Below are 18,307 nucleotides of genomic sequence, written 5' to 3' on the forward strand. Positions count from 1 at the left end.
TCAGTTGTAAGCGCGTGCAAAAAGTAAAAAAGAAATCTATAATAAAACTATAAATTAAGCTGTAATACTAAGTAGGGGGAAGTTATGCGCGATATAGTACAAAAAAAGAAGAGACATCAATTTCCAACAGCATATACAGTTATCATTATTGTTCTATTATTGGTACAGATTTTAACGTTTTTTATACCGTCGGGTAATTATGCAACGCTTGAATATGATCAACCAAGTAAAGAGTTTGTAATTACAAAACCAAATGGTAGCAAGCATAAAGAAGCAGCAACCCAAAAAACGTTAGATAAATATAAAGTTAAGATTGATGTTAAAAAGTTTACCAGTGGGACGATCTATAAACCGGTAGCCATTCCTGATTCCTATGAAAAAATTAATCAGAAAAAGCCAGGACTTGGCGGAGCAATTTATCAATTTCTTTCTTCACAAGTAAACGGAATTGCTCAAAGTATCGATATTATTGCCTTTGTTTTAATTCTAGGTGGTTGTATTGGAGTCGTCCATGCAAATGGTGCAATTGATGCTGGAATGCAGGCACTTTCTAAAAAAATTAAAGGTAAACAGGTTTTATTGATTGTCTTAGTAATGGGATTAATTGCTATTGGGGGAACAACATTTGGTTTAGCTGAAGAAACAATGGCTTTTTATCCGATCCTAATCCCAGTCTTCTTATTAGCAGGGTTTGATAGGATGACAGTTGTTGCGACGATCTTTTTAGGTACAAGTATTGGGACGATGGCATCAACTATTAACACATTTTCAACTGTAATTGCTTCAAATACGGCTGGGGTCAATTTTACAGATGCATTGCCGCTTAGAATTTGTATGTGGGCAACTTGTGTGATTGTAGGGATGATTTATGTGATTCTTTATGCTAAAAAAGTGCAAAAGAATCCTAAAGCTTCATATGTTTATAATGACTTCGCTAAAGAAGATCAAGAATATATGAATCAGAATCAAAGTATGCAAGAAAGTAAATTTACTTGGCGTCAAAAGTTAACTTTACTTGTCTTTGCGATTGCCTTTATCGTAATGATTTGGGGTGTTCAACAAAAGGGATGGTACTTTACTGAAATTGCCGTTGTCTTCCTAGCAACGGGCTATATTTTCGCCTTTATTTCAGGCTTAAGTGAGCATAAATTTGTTGAGAGCTTTGTAAATGGTGCGGCAGATTTATTGGGTGTAGCTTTAACAATTGGCCTAGCACGTGCTGTTTCAATTGTGATGGAAGAAAGTCATACAAGTGATACAATTATGAATTTCTTTAGTCAGCAAGTTTCTGGAATGCCACCATTATTGTTTATTTGGTTTATGTTTTTAGTCTACATTGTTCTTGGTTTCTTTATTCAGTCATCTTCTGGCTTAGCCGTTCTTTCAATGCCTATTATGGCACCGCTAGCTAACGTGGTTGGAATTGATCGCGCAAGCATTATTGATGCCTATAATTGGGGTCAAGGATTTATTAGTTTAATTGCACCAACTGGATTAATTTTAATGAGCTTAATGATGGTAAATATTGGGTTCAATAAATGGTTTAAGTTTTGTTGGAAACTGTTAGTTATTGAATTTGGAATTTGTTTAGCCTTTTTGGCAATTGGTTTAGTTGTTTACTAACTAAGCAAATAAGTAGCTTTTAGTATTTTTTATAGTTATGATGAAGTTAAAGACATTGTTTAATATTTTAAGGAGGATTTTGTATGGCTTATCCAAAAACTAAAAAAATTATGAATGAAATTGTTGCTGATTTAACTCAAACTCACATGGTTGTCCACCAACACCATTGGTATATGCTTGGAAGAGGATTTCTAAAATTGCACCCATATTTAGATGGTGTAATGGAAGAATTAGCTGAGCAACAAGATGGGGTTGCTGAAAGATTAATTGCTATTAATGGTAATCCGATTTCTACCTATGAAGAAGTATTAGAAGAAACCAATGTTCCAGATCAAATCGGTAGCTGGGACTTATCAATTGAAGAAAGATTCCAATTAATTATAAATGCATACAAACAATTGCGAGATGATTATGAAAGAGGGATCAAGATTAGTGAAGGAGAAGGAGACGACTCAACTAATGACCTATTGATTTCCTATCATACCGCGATCGAAAAAAGAATTTGGATGATGTCAGCTGAACTTGGTCAACGTCCAGGTGAAGGTGAATAGGAAAAATATATTTATGCAAAGCATTCCGTGTATGGAATGCTTTTTTGCTATAATTAAAGTAAATATTGCCATACAGGGAAGGAAATACCATGAATAAAGTTACAATTGTTGGGTCAATTAACGTTGATAATATTATGCATATTAAGAAACTTCCTCAACCAGGAGAAACAATAGCAATGTCTGAATTTTCAAAAGCTGCTGGTGGTAAGGGAGCAAATCAAGCCGTAGCAAGTAGTCGAGCAAAAAATGAAACAATTTTTGTTGGACGTGTTGGGGATGATGACAATGGGCGCTTTATGCTTGAGCAATTTAAAGAAAATGGAATTAATGTCGACCATGTAGCTATAACTCCAAACCAACAAACTGGACAAGCTTATATTTTGCTTCAAGAGACAGGGCAAAATTCAATTATTATTCAACATGGTGCAAATTTTGACGTAACAGCAGAAGATGTTAGAAATGCGAAAAGTCAAATTGAAGATAGTGATTTTGTGATTGCTCAATTTGAAACACCAATTGAAGCAACTATTGAAGCTTTTAAGATTGCTAGAGAAGCTGGTAAAATTACTATTTTAAATCCTGCGCCTGCCCGTACTGATATCCCAGAAGAATTATTAGAGTTAACCGACTTGATTACTCCTAATGAAACTGAGGCTGAGAGTATTACAGGAATTAAAGTTGACAGTGAAGAGTCAATGAAGAAGAGTAGCGAAATTTTTCATCAAATGGGAATTAAGGGTGTAATTATCACAATTGGTGAACGTGGATCTTATGTTTCTTATGAAGACATTGAAGAGATTGTTCCAGCTTTCAAAGTAAAGGCAGTTGATACAACAGCAGCTGGTGATACATTCTTAGGTGCTTTATCTAGCGAATTGAAGCCTGATTTAAGTAACTTAAGAGATAGTGTAATTTATGCATCCAAATCATCCTCATTTACAGTTCAAAAATTAGGTGCATTTCCATCTATTCCAACTAGAGAAGTAGTTGAAGAAGCTTTGAAGGAGAAAAACTAATGAATAAGACAGAGCAAGATCAATTAAAAAAAGAAGCGGCTACTAAAGCAGCTAAGATGGTAGAGCCTAATTCTGTTTTAGGAGTTGGAACAGGTTCAACAGTTGCATTTTTTATCGATGCATTAGGCGAACGCAAAGAAAAAGAAGGTTTTAGTTTAAAGCATATTGTTACTACTTCTAACCGTAGTAAGAAGCAACTTGAAGGACTGGGCTTTAAGGTTGATGAATTAGCAGATATTGATCAAGCCGATTTAACAGTAGATGGCGCTGATCGAGTAGACGATAATTTAGATGGAATCAAAGGCGGCGGTGGTGCCTTAACTCTAGAAAAAAATGTCGCTATCAACTCAAAGAAGATTATTTGGATTGTTGATGAATCAAAACTTGTTCATCACTTAAGTGGCTTTCCGCTTCCAGTTGAAGTATTACCAGTGTCTGCTGAACAAAACTTTAAGCGTTTTGAAGAAGAAGGTTTGAAGCCTCAATGGCGTTTAGATGATGAGGGTAAGCGTTATGTAACGCATTACGGTAATTACATCATTGATTTAGCTGCTGATCCAACTCCAGTACCACACGGTTTAGCTGATTATCTAGACCACACAGTTGGTGTAGTTGAGCATGGCTTGTTTTTAGACATGTGTGATGAAGTCATCATTGCACATAGTGATGGTACAATTGAAGATAAGAAGAGAAAATAATTATTTTTTCAAAAACTAATATAATTTTTAAAAGACTTGATCAGTTCAAGTCTTTTTTTGTAACAAATCTTAGTTCATAATAAATATGATACGTAAATTTAGAAAGAAGGACCTTTATGTCAAAAAAGCCCTTAATTATTAGTACAGATCCAGGTATTGACGATATTGCTGCAATGACAATCAGTCTTTTTGCAGATGAACTTGATGTTAAAATGATTGTTCCAACCTGGGGAAATGTTTCTTTAGCTCACACTTTACAAAACACTCTTGATTTAGAGAACTTTTTACACACAAAAGTTCCTGTAGTCAAGGGCGCTAATCAGCCGTTAGTACGTCCAGCAATTAGTGCAGCTTCTGTTCATGGTGAAACAGGAATTGCTGGCTTTAAATTTGAAAAAGCTAATGATGATTTATTAGAGCCGGGACTTGCTGCTACTAAGATGTATGAAGCAATTAAAAACAGTCCTGAAAAAGTTACTTTATTAGGAGTTGGTCCTTTAACTGACTTTGCCCTTTTATTTAAGCAGTACCCTGATGTGGTAGAAAATGTTGCTGAAGTTTATATTATGGGTGGAAATATTGGGCATGGAAACCATAGTCCATTTGCGGAATATAATATTGCAGGTGATCCAGAAGCAGCACAGATAGTTTTCCATTCCGGCTTGCCAGTTTATGTAGCTCCACTTGAAATTGGAGATAAAGCTCATTTAACTCAAGATCAGATGGACAAGATTAAAGAATGCGGCGAAGTTGGTAAAATGCTTTATTCGATGTTTTCTAATATTCATGAACCTGATGGAGATACTCGAATTAAGATTTATGATCCGACAGCGGTTGGAATTATGCTTCATCCTGAATTCTTTACTTTAAAGCCAGCTAATGTTGAAATTGAATTAGCGGGACGCTATACATATGGTGCTAGTGTGATGGATTTCTTAAGTGAAAAACATAATGCACAAATTGCAACAGACGTTGATACAGAGAAGTTTGCAGCTTGGTTCATTGATAGTATCAAGACTGCTAATAATGGGAGAAAATAATGACTGATTTAGTCTATCGCTCAGTAATGCGCGATATTAAACAAAAAATACTTAATAATGAATATGAAGATATGCGTTTGCCTGATGAGCGTAGCCTAAGCGACTATTATCATGTAAGTCGTTCATCGATGAAGCGCGCTTTAGGTTTGCTTGCTCAGCAAGGAATAGTTTTTAAAAAAAGAGGTAGCGGAACATTTATTAATCCGCTATATTTGAAAAATCAGGCACTTTTTAAGTATGAGGGATCAAATTTAGGTATTACTGATTCCTTTAGTGTTCCCGGTAAGAAGCAAAGTATTGAGCTGTTAGACTATCAAGTAATTAAGGCCGACGAAGATTTGAGACAGGACTTGTTTTTAAAAGATTCAGATTTTGTTTATCAAATAAAACGGCTTCGTTTGTTAGATGATCAACCATTTTTAATTGAAACAGGGTTTATTCCTATTAAGATTACTCCAGAATTAAATCCGGATATTCTTAAAGGATCCCTCTTTAACTACTTAGAAGATACACAAAATAAAACTGTAACACGTTCATTCTTAACAATTACAGTTGAGCCATCAACTTTAGAAGATCAATCTAAACTGATGCTGGCACCTAATGAACCTGTAGGTGTAATGGAAGGTATTTTCTTTTTAGATGATGGAACTCCATTTGAAGTTTCAAATATGAGAATTCATTATAAATACATGAAGTACAATACTTTTGTTAACTTAAGTCAAGAATAAAAATAAGCCATTGTTTTTCTCGGGGGGATGAGAGAAACAATGGCTTTTTGTATGGGACGAGTAGCTTAATCAAATTGCAAACTATCGTCAACCGGGGACAGATATACATAGTTTAAGTTAGTATTTTTACATTGCTCACTGAGGGAATTAATTAAAGTATCTTGTTCCTTAGTAATCGGAATTTGCTTAAGTACTATTTGAGATTGCAAATACATAACTAACTTATTGCTCCAAGCAGCTGCGTCATCGTGGTTTTCAGCTTTGGCTATGACTTTTAAAATTGTCTGCTCAAGCGGAAGATATGCTTTAATTTGAACTTTATTGAAACTAGTATATAAATCTTTTAATACTATGATAATTTCATCGTGCTTTGTAATAGATTTTTCTAACATGATAAAGACCTCACTATCTTAAATAATTTAACTGATTTCTGGGCCCACTAAAATACTAGCATCTTTCATGCTTGAAAAGCCTATTTTGTATGAAAGTAGCGGTTTTTGCTAAGTGTTTATCTTGATTTAAATAACATTATACTGATTTAAATCAGTGAATCATTTCTTAAATACTGATTAATCCTTAAAATAAAGCTCTAAATACAGATAAATACGTAAAATGAAAGAGCTTTCTGATAAGATTAGACATATGAGGTGAGATAAATGCAATCACAAGTTGAAAGATTAGATTTAATTAGACAAAAATTAGATGAGAAAAAAACAATTAGTACACGTGAAATTATGAAATTGTGTCATGTCTCTTTTGATACGGCTAGGAGGGATGTAATTAAATTAACCAGCACCGGTCAAGCGATTCGAATTCATGGCGGATTGATGAAAATTAAACAGGGGACAGTGCCAGATTATAATTCTCGCGTCCATGTTTTGTCGCCTATAAAGAATAAAATAGCTAAGATGACAGCAAAATATTTAACAGCTGATAAGTTGATATATTTGAATGCTTCGACGACTATTTCGCAATTATGTCGCTACCTTAACGGGTTAAATGCAACAGTGATGACAAATTCGATTGATAATGCGGGTGCCTTAATGATGGATAACTTGCCTAATGTTATCTTATTAGGCGGCTATTTGAATAAAGAGAACCACTATACATCTTCTTTAAATAGTTTAAAAGAAATAGATCAATATGAATTTGATATTGCAGTAATCGGGACATCATCGGTTAATAAAAATGGAGTTTTTGTAGTTAATCACTCTGATGCACAAATTGAAAGAGAAGTAGTTAATCGAACAAAAACAGTTATTTTATTGGCAGAAGAATATAAATTTAAAGAAGATAGATCTTCTCCGTATAAGGTCATGGATTGCAAACAAGCTGATATTTTGATTACAGATAATAAGCTTGATCCCCAGTATCGAAAATATTTTAAAAAGAATATTAAGATTCGGGAAGTACTTGAGGAGGAAAATATAAAAAGTAAGTAATTATAATTGGACCGTCCCAATGTTTTTAAAAGTTGAATTTTTGCACTTGATGCTATATGATATTACTGTAATAAGGAAATGAAAACTATTTCAAGGAGATATAGCTATGGCAGTAAATTACGATTCTCAAGAATACTTAAAGAGTGTTGACGCATACTGGCGTGCAGCTAACTACTTATCAGTGGGACAATTATTTTTAATGAATAATCCTTTACTTAAAAGAGAATTAAAGGCAGAAGATGTAAAACCTAAGCCAATTGGTCACTGGGGTACAATTGTGCCGCAAAACTTTATTTATGCACATTTAAATCGTGCAATTAAGAAATATGATTTAAACATGTTCTACATTGAAGGTTCTGGTCACGGTGGTCAAGTAATGGTATCGAACTCATATTTAGATGGTTCTTATACTGAACGCTACCCAGAAATTACTCAAGATGAAAAGGGAATGGCTAAGTTATTTAAGCAATTTAGTTTTCCAGGTGGAGTTGCGTCTCATGCTGCTCCAGAAACTCCTGGATCAATCCATGAAGGTGGAGAATTAGGCTACTCACTATCTCATGGTGTTGGTGCAATTTTAGACAATCCAGATGTAATTGCTGCAGTTGAAATTGGTGACGGTGAATCAGAGACTGGTCCACTTGCTACTTCTTGGTTTTCAAGTAAGTTCATTAATCCAATTAAAGATGGTGCAGTTATTCCTATCTTGCAAATCAATGGCTTTAAGATTTCTAACCCAACTATCGTTTCTAGAATGAGTGACGAAGACTTAACTAAGTACTTTGAAGGAATGGGTTGGAAGCCATACTTTGTTTCTGCATATAAAGACGGTGAATTTAATGGGTATAAAGACCACATGGAAGTTCACCAAGAAATGGCAAAGACAATGGACGAAGTTGTTGAAGAGATTAAGGCTATTCAAAAGCATGCGCGCGAAAACAACGATGATTCCTTAGTGAAGTGGCCAATGATTGTCTTTAGAGTACCTAAGGGTTGGACGGGTCCAAAATTTGATCTAGATGGCAATCCAATTGAAAATAGTTTCCGTGCTCACCAAATTCCAATTCCTGTTGCTCAAGATGACATGACTCATAAAGAAATGCTTACTGATTGGATGGAAAGCTATAAGCCAGAAGAATTATTCAATGAAGATGGCTTACCAAAAGATATTGTTAAGGAAAATACCTTATCAGGCAACCAAAGAATGGCTATGAATCCAGTAACCAATGGTGGTATTGATCCAAAAGTCTTAAATATGCCTGATTACCGCGACTTTGCAATTAAATTTGATAAACCTGGCTCTGTTGAAAAACAAGATATGGCTGAATGGGCAAAATATTTAGATAAGATGTCTGACTTGAACCCAACTAATTTCCGCGGTTTTGGTCCAGATGAAACTAAGTCTAATCGTTTGTTCCAACTTTTAGATAATCAAAAACGTCAATGGATGGAAAATATTCATACTCCAAACGATGAAAACTTGGCTCACGAGGGTCGTGTAATTGACTCACAATTGTCAGAACACCAAGATGAAGGTTGGCTTGAAGGATATGTATTAACTGGTCGTCACGGATTCTTTGCTACTTATGAAGCATTTGGTCGTGTAGTTGATTCAATGCTTACGCAACATATGAAATGGTTGAGAAAAGCCAAAGAACAATCTTGGAGACATGATTATCCAGCCTTAAACTTAGTTGATACTTCAACTGTTTTCCAACAAGACCACAATGGCTATACTCACCAAGATCCCGGTATGTTGACTCATTTGTATGAAAAGAATCGTCCAGATTTAATTCACGAATACTTGCCAGCGGATACTAATTCACTTCTTGCTGTATCTGATAAGGCATTTAGAGATCGTGAATGCATCAATGTGTTAGTAACTTCTAAACAACCTCGTCCTCAGTGGTTCTCAATTGAAGAAGCTAAGAAATTAGTTGATAAAGGTCTTGGCTATGTTGACTGGGCATCAACTGATAAGGGCGCTAAGCCAGATGTTGTTTTTGCTTCAACTGGTACTGAACCAACAATTGAATCTTTAGCTGCCATTGACTTACTTCATAAGAAATTCCCAGACTTAAAGATTCGCTATATTAATGTGATTGATGTAATGAAGTTAATGTCACCAGAAAAGAATCCAAATGCAATCAGTAATGAAGAATTCAACCGTCTTTTCCCTAAAGGTACACCAGTTATCTTTGCATGGCATGGATTTAAGCCAATGATGGAATCAATTTGGTTTGATCGCGGCCGTGGTAAAGATGATGTTCATATTCATGGCTATGAAGAAAATGGTAACATTACTACTCCTTTTGATATGCGTGTCTTAAACCACATGGATCGCTATGACTTAGCAAAAGATGTAGTAGAAAGTATTCCTGAGCTAAATGAAAAGAATGCGGATTTCATTGATGAGATGGATAGCTTGCTTGCTAAACACCATCAATATATCCGTGATAACGGTAAAGATATGCCTGAAGTTACTGAATGGCAATGGAATGGTTTAAAATAAATATATTATTTTTTTAAGATCGGATTAATTTCCGATCTTTTTTAATTGTAGTTATTAAAAAATCATTGTATTGTTAGTGTGACATTTATTGTTATAATATATTGAGGAAAGTAAGTGTAATTATTAATAAATAAAAGATATTGTAGGAAGGGATGATGAGATGGATTTTAAAGATGTTTTAGCAAGTGAACATGCAACAAGAAAGTTTACTGATCAAAGAGTAAGCGAAAAAACTGTGATTAAGGTAATCGAAGAGGCTCAAAGAACGCCATCATTACTAAATTCACAACCATGGCGAATTTATGTGGCTGAAGGTGAGGTTGCAAAAGCAATAAGAAAAGATCATGAAGATAAGGTCTTGGCTCATGAAAAACCACATGAAGATTTTGCTTCATTGCTAAAAGTTGAGTGGGATACGTTTCCAAGTAAGAATATGGCAACAATGAGTGAAACTTTAGATTACTTTTTACGTGGTGAATCTGATGCTTTCGATCAAGCTCAAATAAAATTGTTTAACGCTCCGGTGATAGTATTTTTGACTATTCCTAAAAAATCTCCAGCTTGGTCAATTTTTGACTTAGGTGCGTTTTCGCAAACCTTAATGTTAGCTGCTAATAATCGTGGTTTAAGTACAATGCCAGCTCATGCTTTCGTTAAGTACCCAGATGTAATAAGAAAATATTTGGATATTCCAGAAGATGAATCAATTGGAATTGGTATTGGTTTAGGATATCCGAACAAGAAAGCAGCAATCAATAATTATAAGTCTAAACGTGTATCGTTAGATGAAGTTTTAAAGATTAAAAAAGATATCTAATTAAGAAACTCTTGAAGAAGTTAAAGTCTAGCTAATTTATTAGATGAATTCTTTAAGAGTTTTTTATTTGTTTATTTAAAATAAAATTAAAATATGGCATAATTATAAAAAATAAAGGAGAAGAAGAATGATGTTATTAGTTTCTCCTGAGCAATGGGCTAATTGGGATAAATGGTTTAATTACACATTGACAGGCTATATTTTAATTTTAGGGATAATTTTTTTATTTGTTGGATTGATTCCATTTTTATGCGTACATAATAAAATTACTTATACTTTATTTGGGGTGACAACCGTATTTTTAGTAACTTTTCTGGGGATAGCTTATTTTAAAAATAAGGAATCAAAAGAATATGTCAAAGAAAATCACTATTTAACGGCAATGGTTAGAGAGTATGATGCTCAGATTTTTTCTAATAAATATTATGATCCAGAGGAAATCGAGATGTTTAAATATGTAGCTGATATTCAGACCCCGTCTCATTTGCCTTCCGTTTACAAAAAGATACCAATGAAGCAAGAAGTTACCTATCTTGGTAAAAATGATTATTATGCCTTTATTAAATTAAATGATGTAGTAATGAAGTTCAGTCTGGCAGATTGTAAAAAAATTCCAGGAAGTAAAGCTTACTTTACAGGCTATCATTTTAAGATTAGAAATAAGAAGTTTTTGAAGTTAGGATTTATTGATTTAAAACATAATTTACGCGATAAAGTAGAACTACCAGCCGATTCCTATAACAAGCAAGTTTCAAGTAATATTGAAGAAAATTATAATCATCCCGGATTAGTTGCAAACTGGATCCCTGATTCAGCAAAATAATGCTAAAATAGAGATGTAATTATTTAATATATAAAAAAGGTGAAGATCACTTGTCTACAAGTACTATAACTACTAATTTAATTGTTATTTTCATAACGTTTTTAATTGCAATTTTCTTTGTTGTTGCTGAATTTGCTTTAGTGCAGACTAGATCGAGTCAGCTAGAAGATATGCTGGCAAACGGGCAAGGCAACCCTAAGAAACTAAAGCGTGCTCTACACATGGTTCATAATTTGAATGAGTCATTGTCTACCACTCAAGTAGGTACTACTTTAGTTGGTGTTATTTTAGGTTGGATTGGTCAAGGAACTATTGAAGAACTATTGACCGATGTGTTTAAAATGACACCTTGGTTTGGAGCAAAGACTAGCGGAGTATTAGGAGCAACTTTAGGTGTTGTATTGCTAACTTATTTAGAAGTTGTTGTAACTGAAATTGTTCCTAAGAATATTGCTATTGACATGCCCGTTAAGTGTTTAATGGCAGTTGTTACTCCTTTAGCTGCTTTCCATACGATTGTATATCCATTTGTATGGTTACTTAACCATAGTGCTAATGGATTGCTTCATTTATTAGGGATGCAGTCAGCTGATGAAGAAAGTGAAGTTTATTCACAATCTGAAATCTTACGTTTATCTCGTAACGCTGTAACTGGCGGCTCACTTGATAAAGACGATCTTTTGTACATGGAACGTGCTTTTGAATTAAATGATAAAGTTGCTAAAGATATCATGACAGACCGTACTCAACTTCAAGTTTTAAATGCAACTGATGATGTAAAGACAGCTTTAGAAAAATACATTAAAGATGGTTTCAGCCGTTTTCCAGTTGTGCGTGATAATGATAAAGATGATGTTGTAGGATACGTTTATGCTTATGATATCGTAAGTCAAGATCAGGAAAATCCTAATGTTCCGATTACTAGAATTATTAGAGCGATTATTACTGTGCCTGAATCAATGTTAATTCAAGATATTTTGAAATTAATGATTAAAAAGCACACACCAATTGTTTTAGTAGTTGATGAGTATGGTGGAACAAGTGGAATTGTAACTGATAAAGATATTTATGAAGAACTCTTCGGATCAATTAAGGATGAAATCGATGATGTTTCAGACGAATATATTGTCCGCGATGATCATGGAAATATCCATGTTTCAGGAAAGACTACTTTATACGATTTTGAACGTTACTTCCATACTAAGCTGAAAGCATTCGAAGATAGTGATATTATTACCATCGGTGGTTATATGATGGAACACTATCCTAATTTAAAACGTGGTGAGTCTGTTGATTTAGAAGGCTTTAAGTTTAAGCTAGTAAACATTGAACAAGGATTCATGCGTTGGTTCATCGTTTCTAAGATCGATCAAGCCAGTGAAAATGATGATTCAGAAAATAGCGATCAAAATGATAAAGAAAAAGATAAATAATCGGAAAAAGCACCTCAAGATAGGTGCTTTTTTGTCTAATTAAATGTTATAATTCTACTATTAACAACGCATTTATAAAAGGATATAGAGGGTTAAAATGCAAAATAGTGATAATATTGACAACATTATTGATCGTGTTTTATTTAGTCAAGATGACATCGAAGAGATTTGTCAAAGACTAGGTAAGCGATTAACTGAGGATTATGCTGGTAAGTTTCCATTAGTCATTGGGGTACTAAAGGGTGCTGTATACTTTATGACTGATTTAACACGCCATATGAATGTAAAAATGCAAAATGACTTTATGGATGTTTCAAGCTACGGTGATGGCTTTGAATCAACTGGTAAAGTTAGATTAGATATTGACGTTCAAGCAGATGTTAAGGGTAGAGATGTATTACTGGTTGAAGATATTGTTGATACTGGTCATACTCTAAAATTTATGAAGGATCTATTAATTGAACGTGGCGCAAAGAGTGTAAAGTGTTGCGCACTTCTTAATAAGACAGAACGCCGTGAAGATGATGTAGTTGTAGATTACTATGGCTCAAAAGTTGAAAATGAATTTGTAGTTGGCTATGGATTAGACTACTTAAATGCATATCGTAATCTACCTTATGTTGGTGTTTTAAAACCAGAAGTTATTCAAGCAAACTTAAACCGTTAATCATTCAAAATATCTTTATCATAAAATTAAAAAGGGTTGAGACTTTCTCCTTAGCTAGTGGAAGTTTCAACCCTTTATCTATGAGCTTTATTATTGGCGATTATTCTGTTTTTTCATATAGTAATAAATAGGAAGGCCCAATAGCGTTAGACCGATACCGGTTATTGAGAGCCAAAATTCATTAATTACAGTACTGATCACAATGAATAAACCACCACCAATTGAGATGATCGGGACAATCGGATACCAAGGAACAACATAAGGACGTTCTAGTTTAGGTTCGCGGTAGCGCAAAATTACCACTGCAATTGAAATTAAGGTGGTAAAGGTCCACATGACGAAGACGAGCATATTAGTTAACAGGTCAAAAGTTCCTAGTAGAATCATTATTAAAGATACCACGAGAATAATTAGGGCACTAAGAGTAGGTACACCTGTATTAACATTAGTGCGACTAATTTTATCAGAAAATGGTAACATCTTATTTTTGGCTAAAGTATAAGGTATTCTCATTCCCGTAAGCATAAAACCATTAATTGCGCCATAAACTGAAATTAAAATTCCAATCGTAACTAATTTACCGCCTAAACTACCAAATAGTTTTAACGAAGCTAAATAGGCAGTATTTTGATTGCCGATAATTTCTTTAAAAGGAAGAGCAGTCAGAAAAGCGTAGTTGACCAATACATAAATTAAAGTAATAGCAGATAGACCGATGATAATAGCTCTTGATAGATTCTTCTCAGGCTTTTCAATTTCACCAGCTAAATTAGTTACGTTAATCCAGCCATCATAAGCAAATAAAGCTGCAAGTAAACCACCGCTTAAGCCTGTCCAAAAAGATGTATTATGCCCAGCGCTTAAAGGGAATAAGTTAATATCGACTTTGCTTGAATTAAAAAGACCGAAAATCACAATTAAAGCAATTGGGATGGCCTTAAGAATAGTCATGACTGATTGCATTCGGGTTGAAAATTTTGTAGAAATAAAGTTTAAGCCCATTAAAAAGATGGCGAGCAGTAGACCAATTAAAGTTGCGTATTTAGCAGGTAAGTTAAATAAAACAACAAATTGTTGCCCGAATATTACACTTAAAGCTGCAATATTGGCAGGGAAATAGACTAGCATTTGAGCCCAGCCAAATAAAAAGCCCCAAATTTTTCCATAAGTATACTCGATGTACTTGATAGAGCCGCCAGTAACTGGAAGAGCAGCTGCAATTTCAGATACGGTAAGGCCAGAAGCGATGGAAACAATACCGGCTAAAATCCAGACGAAAAGAGTTAATGAGGAAGTGCCGGTTTCATGACTAATGCTTCCTATTTTGAAAAAAACGCCCCCACCAATTACAGTTCCAACGACTGTAGCTAGGGCTTGACCAAAGCTAATTTGTCTTTTCAAGATTGTGCTTTCCTTTCGATATATCTATAACTTTTAGTAATGATATCATTTTATACTAAATCTTAATGAAAGTGGTGTAGAAAGAAGAAGTTCGTTAAAATAGCTAATGGAGGGACTGAAATGCATCGTTATCGACATAAATATACTTTCCCAAGTATTATTATTTTACTCATTCTAGCTTTTTCAGGACTAGTATGGGGATACTTTAATATGAGGCAAAATACAACTGTTCCTCGTGGCTCAAATATGAGTGTATTAGGCATTGAACTAGACCAAACAAAAGATTACATTGATTTACATAAGCTAGAAAAAAATGGTATTTCTTTTGTATATTTGAGGTCAACACAAGGAAAATCTTATTTTGACGATAATTACTTACTTTATCGCGATCAAATTCAAGGAACTAACTTAAACTTTGGTACAATTATTGCTTATAGTGATGAAACGAGTAATCAAGAACAATACCAATACTTTTTGAATAAAGTTGGAACTAACACCGGAAGTTTGCCTGTTATGATTGTGCCAGCTGCTAGTCACTTGACTAAATCATATTGGAAGCGAATGGGAGTTTTTGCTCAAATGATAAATAATCTTGGAAAAAGAGTAATGATAGCTGGTGACTACCGTTATCATAATTATTTTCCAGAGGGAACACGGTTCTTATATACGGGAGCAAGTTTAAAAGATAGACGACACTATGCTTTTTGGTGTTACACTCAAAATGGAAGAGTTAAAAATATAGATAATCTCGAACGGAATGTAACTATGTTTGCTTATATTGGTACTAATACGCAGTACGAGCAATTATATGGTCAGCAAGGAACACAATAGAGGAAATAAAATGTATTCAAACGCAATTACACAAGTTTTAGAAAAAGAACATAAAAATAAACCAACCTTAATTCAAAAAAGAACATATGATGCTATTCGTAATGGTGCTAGCATCGTAGGCTTAGCTAAGACTGGTACTGGTAAAACTTTAGCTTATGGTTTGCCAGTAATGGAGCGAATTGCCGAAATTGGTGGTCGAGGCATTATTTTAGAACCAACCACTGAACTTGCGATCCAAACCAGAAATAATCTTTTACCTTATGCAAAATCATTAGGTTTAAAAACCATTGCATTAGTTGGAGCAGGAAATAGAAAAAGACAATTAGAACGCTTAAAAAAGGAAAAGCCGGAAATAATAATTGCTACACCAGGAAGATTTTTTGACTTTTTATCAGAGAATCGAATCAAGTATCAAGACATTAATGCTTTGGTGATTGATGAAGCGGATGATATTTTAGAATTCACAAAATTAGATTTACTGAGTTCATTAGGACAAAATTTATCTTCAACTGCTCAAATTTTACTTTTTGGAGCATCAGAGTCAGAAATAACAAAAGATGCCGAAGATTTGTTTAATCATACTTTCTTACTGATTGATGTGCGACCAGAGCAAAAATCTGAAGTTAAACATTACTTTTTACAAGTCTCAAATGAATATAAAATGCAGTTTTTGCAGCGGTTGGCAAAGTTAGATAAGTTTAAGGGTATTCTCTTTTTTGATAGTACAGAAAGTGAAATGAGATTTGCGCGAATTTTTAGTCATAGTAAGACAAAATTTGCTGTTTTAAGTAATGAAACTAGTAAGCAAAATAGAGAAAAGATTCTTAGTGATTTTAGAGCAGGACGAATTAAGTTTTTATTTGCGACTGATTTAGCAGCTCGTGGGTTAGACTTACCTGATGTTAGCTATGTTATTAACTTTGAAATTCCGAGTGAAGTAAATACCTACTTGCATCGGAGCGGTAGAACGGGCCGAATGAATAAATCAGGAACTGTTGTCACTCTTGGGGACGATCATGACTTTAGAGACTTGAAAAAATTACTGGCTGATACTTACCAAGTTCAAAGAGCATATTTTGCAGGCTATAGTTTAACGACTGAAAAACCAAAACGAAAAAAAGAAGAGCCAGAAACTCAAGAGAAGAAAGTAAAGGAAATTAAGCCTAAGCATAAAAAGAAGCGTTGGCGCAATAAGAAAAATAAAGGATATCATCCTCGAAAGGATAGAAGAGAAAAATAATGTCATCTTTAGTTAAATGGCTAGAAACTTATGTTTTGCCACCTGCATCGCGTTTAGCTCAACTACGCTGGCTAGTTGCAATGCGAGATACTTTTATTTCTTTACTGCCAATTACAATGGCCGGTTCAATTGCAATGCTATTTAATAGCATAATTAGAGCAGCTAAAGTACAAATGCATTGGGATACTTTTTATTCTTTAATGCAGCCTGTAGTAGCGATTGACAATATCATTTGGGAAGGTACATTTGCCCTTTTTGCGGTTTATTTTGCAATTTCTTGGGGTTATCACCTAGCTAAGACTTATGAAGTGAACCGATTTGCAGGTTCTGTCGCTTCTTTAGTTGCTTTTGCAATGAGCATTAGTGATTCTGTTAAATTGCACATTGATGGGGATGTAGTTGATATTAAAAATGCTTTTGATATCAAACAATTTTCTACAATGGGGCTATTTACAGCTATTATCTTTGGCTGTATTGGAACAGCATTATTTATTACATTTTATAAGGCTAGAATTAGACTAAAAGTAGATAGTAGTATGCCGCATGCAGAATGGGTTGCATTTAGTACTTTGATCCCGATCCTGCTTTCTATTTTTATTGTAGGTTTTGTTAATTATGCTTTTCAAAGGCTTACAGGAACCTATTTTGGTAATTGGCTGCTTACTACTATTCAAAGACCCTTGGTTAATTTAGGACAGGGCTTTGGAGTTGTTTTATTAGTTACATTTTTGGTTCAGATCTTCTGGTTCTTTGGAATTAACGGGATAAGTGTGCTAACTCCAGTAATGGATTCTTTGTGGTTGACACCAGAAAATATTAATGTTACAGCTGTTAGAAACAGTGAGCATGTTCCTTATATTTGGGTTCGCGACTCTTTTAATGTTTTTGCATGGTTTGGTGGAGCAGGCGGAACTCTGGTATTAATTATTGCCATTTTAATGTTTTCTAAGCGTAAAGATTATCGAACAATAGCAAAGATGGCTGTAGCACCAGGAATTTTTAATATTAATGAACCTATTATTTTCGGTCTGCCAGTTGTTTTTAATCCTGTCTATTTAATTCCGTTTGTTGTAGCTCCTTTAGTAAATGTATCATTAGCTTATTGGGCTACACAGGCTGGTTTAGTTAATCCGGTTCAAATTTTTGTTCCAACTGTAATGCCGCCACTTATTGGACCGTTCTTAGCTTGCAATTATGATTGGCGTGCTATTGTACTGGCTCTCATTAATATGGTAATTGCGCTTCTTATTTGGATGCCGTTTGTTTTTGCGGCAGATAAGATTGCTAAGCAAGATAATAATCAACGGAATTTCTATTTACCTCAATATTAAATTTATGATAGTGAAAAGCTAGTTTTTATGTTAAAGTAGAAACTAGTCCTGACCCCGTAGTTCATCTGGATAGAACAATGGTCTCCTAAACCGTAGAGGTGAGTTCGAATCTCACCGGGGTCATACATGAAAAAAGCATTTCTTCAATTAATGA

The 18,307-nt window shown here is 34.3% G+C and carries 17 protein-coding genes and 1 tRNA gene; 16 read left to right on the forward strand and 2 right to left on the reverse strand.

All coding sequences use genetic code 11. The features are described from left to right. Nucleotides 1-84: 84 nt before the first annotated feature. The 6 genes from H0I41_RS03115 to H0I41_RS03140 all read left to right on the forward strand — a co-directional run bounded on the left by H0I41_RS03115 (nucleotide 85) and on the right by H0I41_RS03140 (nucleotide 5,656). Entirely contained in the window at nucleotides 85-1,623 is a 1,539-nt protein-coding gene (locus H0I41_RS03115) for a YfcC family protein (protein WP_135014117.1), read from the forward strand. 83 nt (nucleotides 1,624-1,706) lie between these two features. Next, nucleotides 1,707-2,174 carry a Dps family protein gene (locus H0I41_RS03120; RefSeq protein ID WP_004895429.1) on the forward strand — a complete coding sequence of 156 codons (468 nt, stop codon included), beginning with the start codon at nucleotides 1,707-1,709 and terminating at the stop codon, nucleotides 2,172-2,174. A gap of 89 nt (nucleotides 2,175-2,263) precedes the next feature. Then, complete coding sequence (gene rbsK, locus H0I41_RS03125) at nucleotides 2,264-3,190, forward strand: ribokinase (RefSeq protein ID WP_069168997.1); 927 nt, start codon at nucleotides 2,264-2,266, stop codon at nucleotides 3,188-3,190. After that, a complete protein-coding gene (gene rpiA, locus H0I41_RS03130) occupies nucleotides 3,190-3,888 on the forward strand; it encodes a ribose-5-phosphate isomerase RpiA (protein ID WP_135014118.1) in 699 nt (232 codons plus the stop codon). The genes rbsK and rpiA overlap by 1 nt, the downstream gene beginning before the upstream one ends. A gap of 116 nt (nucleotides 3,889-4,004) precedes the next feature. Then, nucleotides 4,005-4,928, forward strand: a complete 924-nt coding sequence (locus tag H0I41_RS03135; protein WP_094497865.1) for a nucleoside hydrolase — start codon at nucleotides 4,005-4,007, stop codon at nucleotides 4,926-4,928. After that, nucleotides 4,928-5,656, forward strand: coding sequence for a GntR family transcriptional regulator (locus tag H0I41_RS03140; protein ID WP_004895425.1), 729 nt, complete (start codon nucleotides 4,928-4,930; stop codon nucleotides 5,654-5,656). The genes H0I41_RS03135 and H0I41_RS03140 overlap by 1 nt, the downstream gene beginning before the upstream one ends. Before the next feature lie 65 nt (nucleotides 5,657-5,721). Here H0I41_RS03140 and H0I41_RS03145 read toward each other — a convergent pair whose 3' ends face one another. After that, the gene (locus tag H0I41_RS03145; RefSeq protein WP_135014119.1) at nucleotides 5,722-6,048 is read right to left on the reverse strand and encodes a bacteriocin immunity protein; all 327 of its coding nucleotides are present in this window, start codon (nucleotides 6,046-6,048) and stop codon (nucleotides 5,722-5,724) included. A 264-nt stretch (nucleotides 6,049-6,312) separates the two neighbouring features. Between H0I41_RS03145 and H0I41_RS03150 the strand changes: the two genes are divergently transcribed. The 6 genes from H0I41_RS03150 (at nucleotide 6,313) to hpt (ending at nucleotide 13,350) form a co-directional block, all read left to right on the forward strand. After that, nucleotides 6,313-7,098 (forward strand): DeoR/GlpR family DNA-binding transcription regulator, encoded by a 786-nt coding sequence (locus tag H0I41_RS03150; RefSeq protein ID WP_011161737.1) that lies wholly within the window; start codon nucleotides 6,313-6,315, stop codon nucleotides 7,096-7,098. A 106-nt stretch (nucleotides 7,099-7,204) separates the two neighbouring features. After that, on the forward strand, nucleotides 7,205-9,610 hold the full coding sequence (locus H0I41_RS03155; protein WP_135014120.1) for a phosphoketolase family protein: 2,406 nt from the start codon (nucleotides 7,205-7,207) through the stop codon (nucleotides 9,608-9,610). A 160-nt stretch (nucleotides 9,611-9,770) separates the two neighbouring features. Further along, nucleotides 9,771-10,427 (forward strand): nitroreductase, encoded by a 657-nt coding sequence (locus H0I41_RS03160; RefSeq protein WP_135014121.1) that lies wholly within the window; start codon nucleotides 9,771-9,773, stop codon nucleotides 10,425-10,427. Nucleotides 10,428-10,557: 130 nt separating this feature from the next. Beyond that, nucleotides 10,558-11,250, forward strand: a complete 693-nt coding sequence (locus tag H0I41_RS03165; protein WP_135014168.1) for a hypothetical protein — start codon at nucleotides 10,558-10,560, stop codon at nucleotides 11,248-11,250. 50 nt (nucleotides 11,251-11,300) lie between these two features. Next, nucleotides 11,301-12,683, forward strand: a complete 1,383-nt coding sequence (locus H0I41_RS03170) for a hemolysin family protein (protein ID WP_012845881.1) — start codon at nucleotides 11,301-11,303, stop codon at nucleotides 12,681-12,683. Nucleotides 12,684-12,780: 97 nt separating this feature from the next. Then, nucleotides 12,781-13,350 (forward strand): hypoxanthine phosphoribosyltransferase, encoded by a 570-nt coding sequence (gene hpt, locus H0I41_RS03175; RefSeq protein ID WP_135014122.1) that lies wholly within the window; start codon nucleotides 12,781-12,783, stop codon nucleotides 13,348-13,350. Nucleotides 13,351-13,440: 90 nt separating this feature from the next. On the opposite strand, the gene H0I41_RS03180 is transcribed toward hpt, so the two are convergent. Next, a complete protein-coding gene (locus H0I41_RS03180) occupies nucleotides 13,441-14,751 on the reverse strand; it encodes an APC family permease (protein WP_135014123.1) in 1,311 nt (436 codons plus the stop codon). 120 nt (nucleotides 14,752-14,871) lie between these two features. Here H0I41_RS03180 and H0I41_RS03185 point away from each other — a divergent pair, with 120 nt between their 5' ends. From H0I41_RS03185 to H0I41_RS03200, 4 genes are all read left to right on the forward strand, one after another. Continuing rightward, entirely contained in the window at nucleotides 14,872-15,582 is a 711-nt protein-coding gene (locus H0I41_RS03185; protein WP_135014124.1) for a GH25 family lysozyme, read from the forward strand. A 10-nt stretch (nucleotides 15,583-15,592) separates the two neighbouring features. Beyond that, nucleotides 15,593-16,822, forward strand: a complete 1,230-nt coding sequence (locus tag H0I41_RS03190; protein WP_086874750.1) for a DEAD/DEAH box helicase — start codon at nucleotides 15,593-15,595, stop codon at nucleotides 16,820-16,822. Then, nucleotides 16,822-18,153 (forward strand): PTS sugar transporter subunit IIC, encoded by a 1,332-nt coding sequence (locus H0I41_RS03195; protein ID WP_011161744.1) that lies wholly within the window; start codon nucleotides 16,822-16,824, stop codon nucleotides 18,151-18,153. Before H0I41_RS03190 ends, H0I41_RS03195 begins: the two co-directional genes overlap by 1 nt. A 50-nt stretch (nucleotides 18,154-18,203) precedes the next feature. Then, nucleotides 18,204-18,276 (forward strand) — tRNA-Arg (locus tag H0I41_RS03200). Nucleotides 18,277-18,307: the final 31 nt, after the last annotated feature.

It is taken from the genome of Lactobacillus johnsonii, assembly GCF_014058685.1.
Taxonomy (GTDB): Bacteria; Bacillota; Bacilli; order Lactobacillales; family Lactobacillaceae; genus Lactobacillus.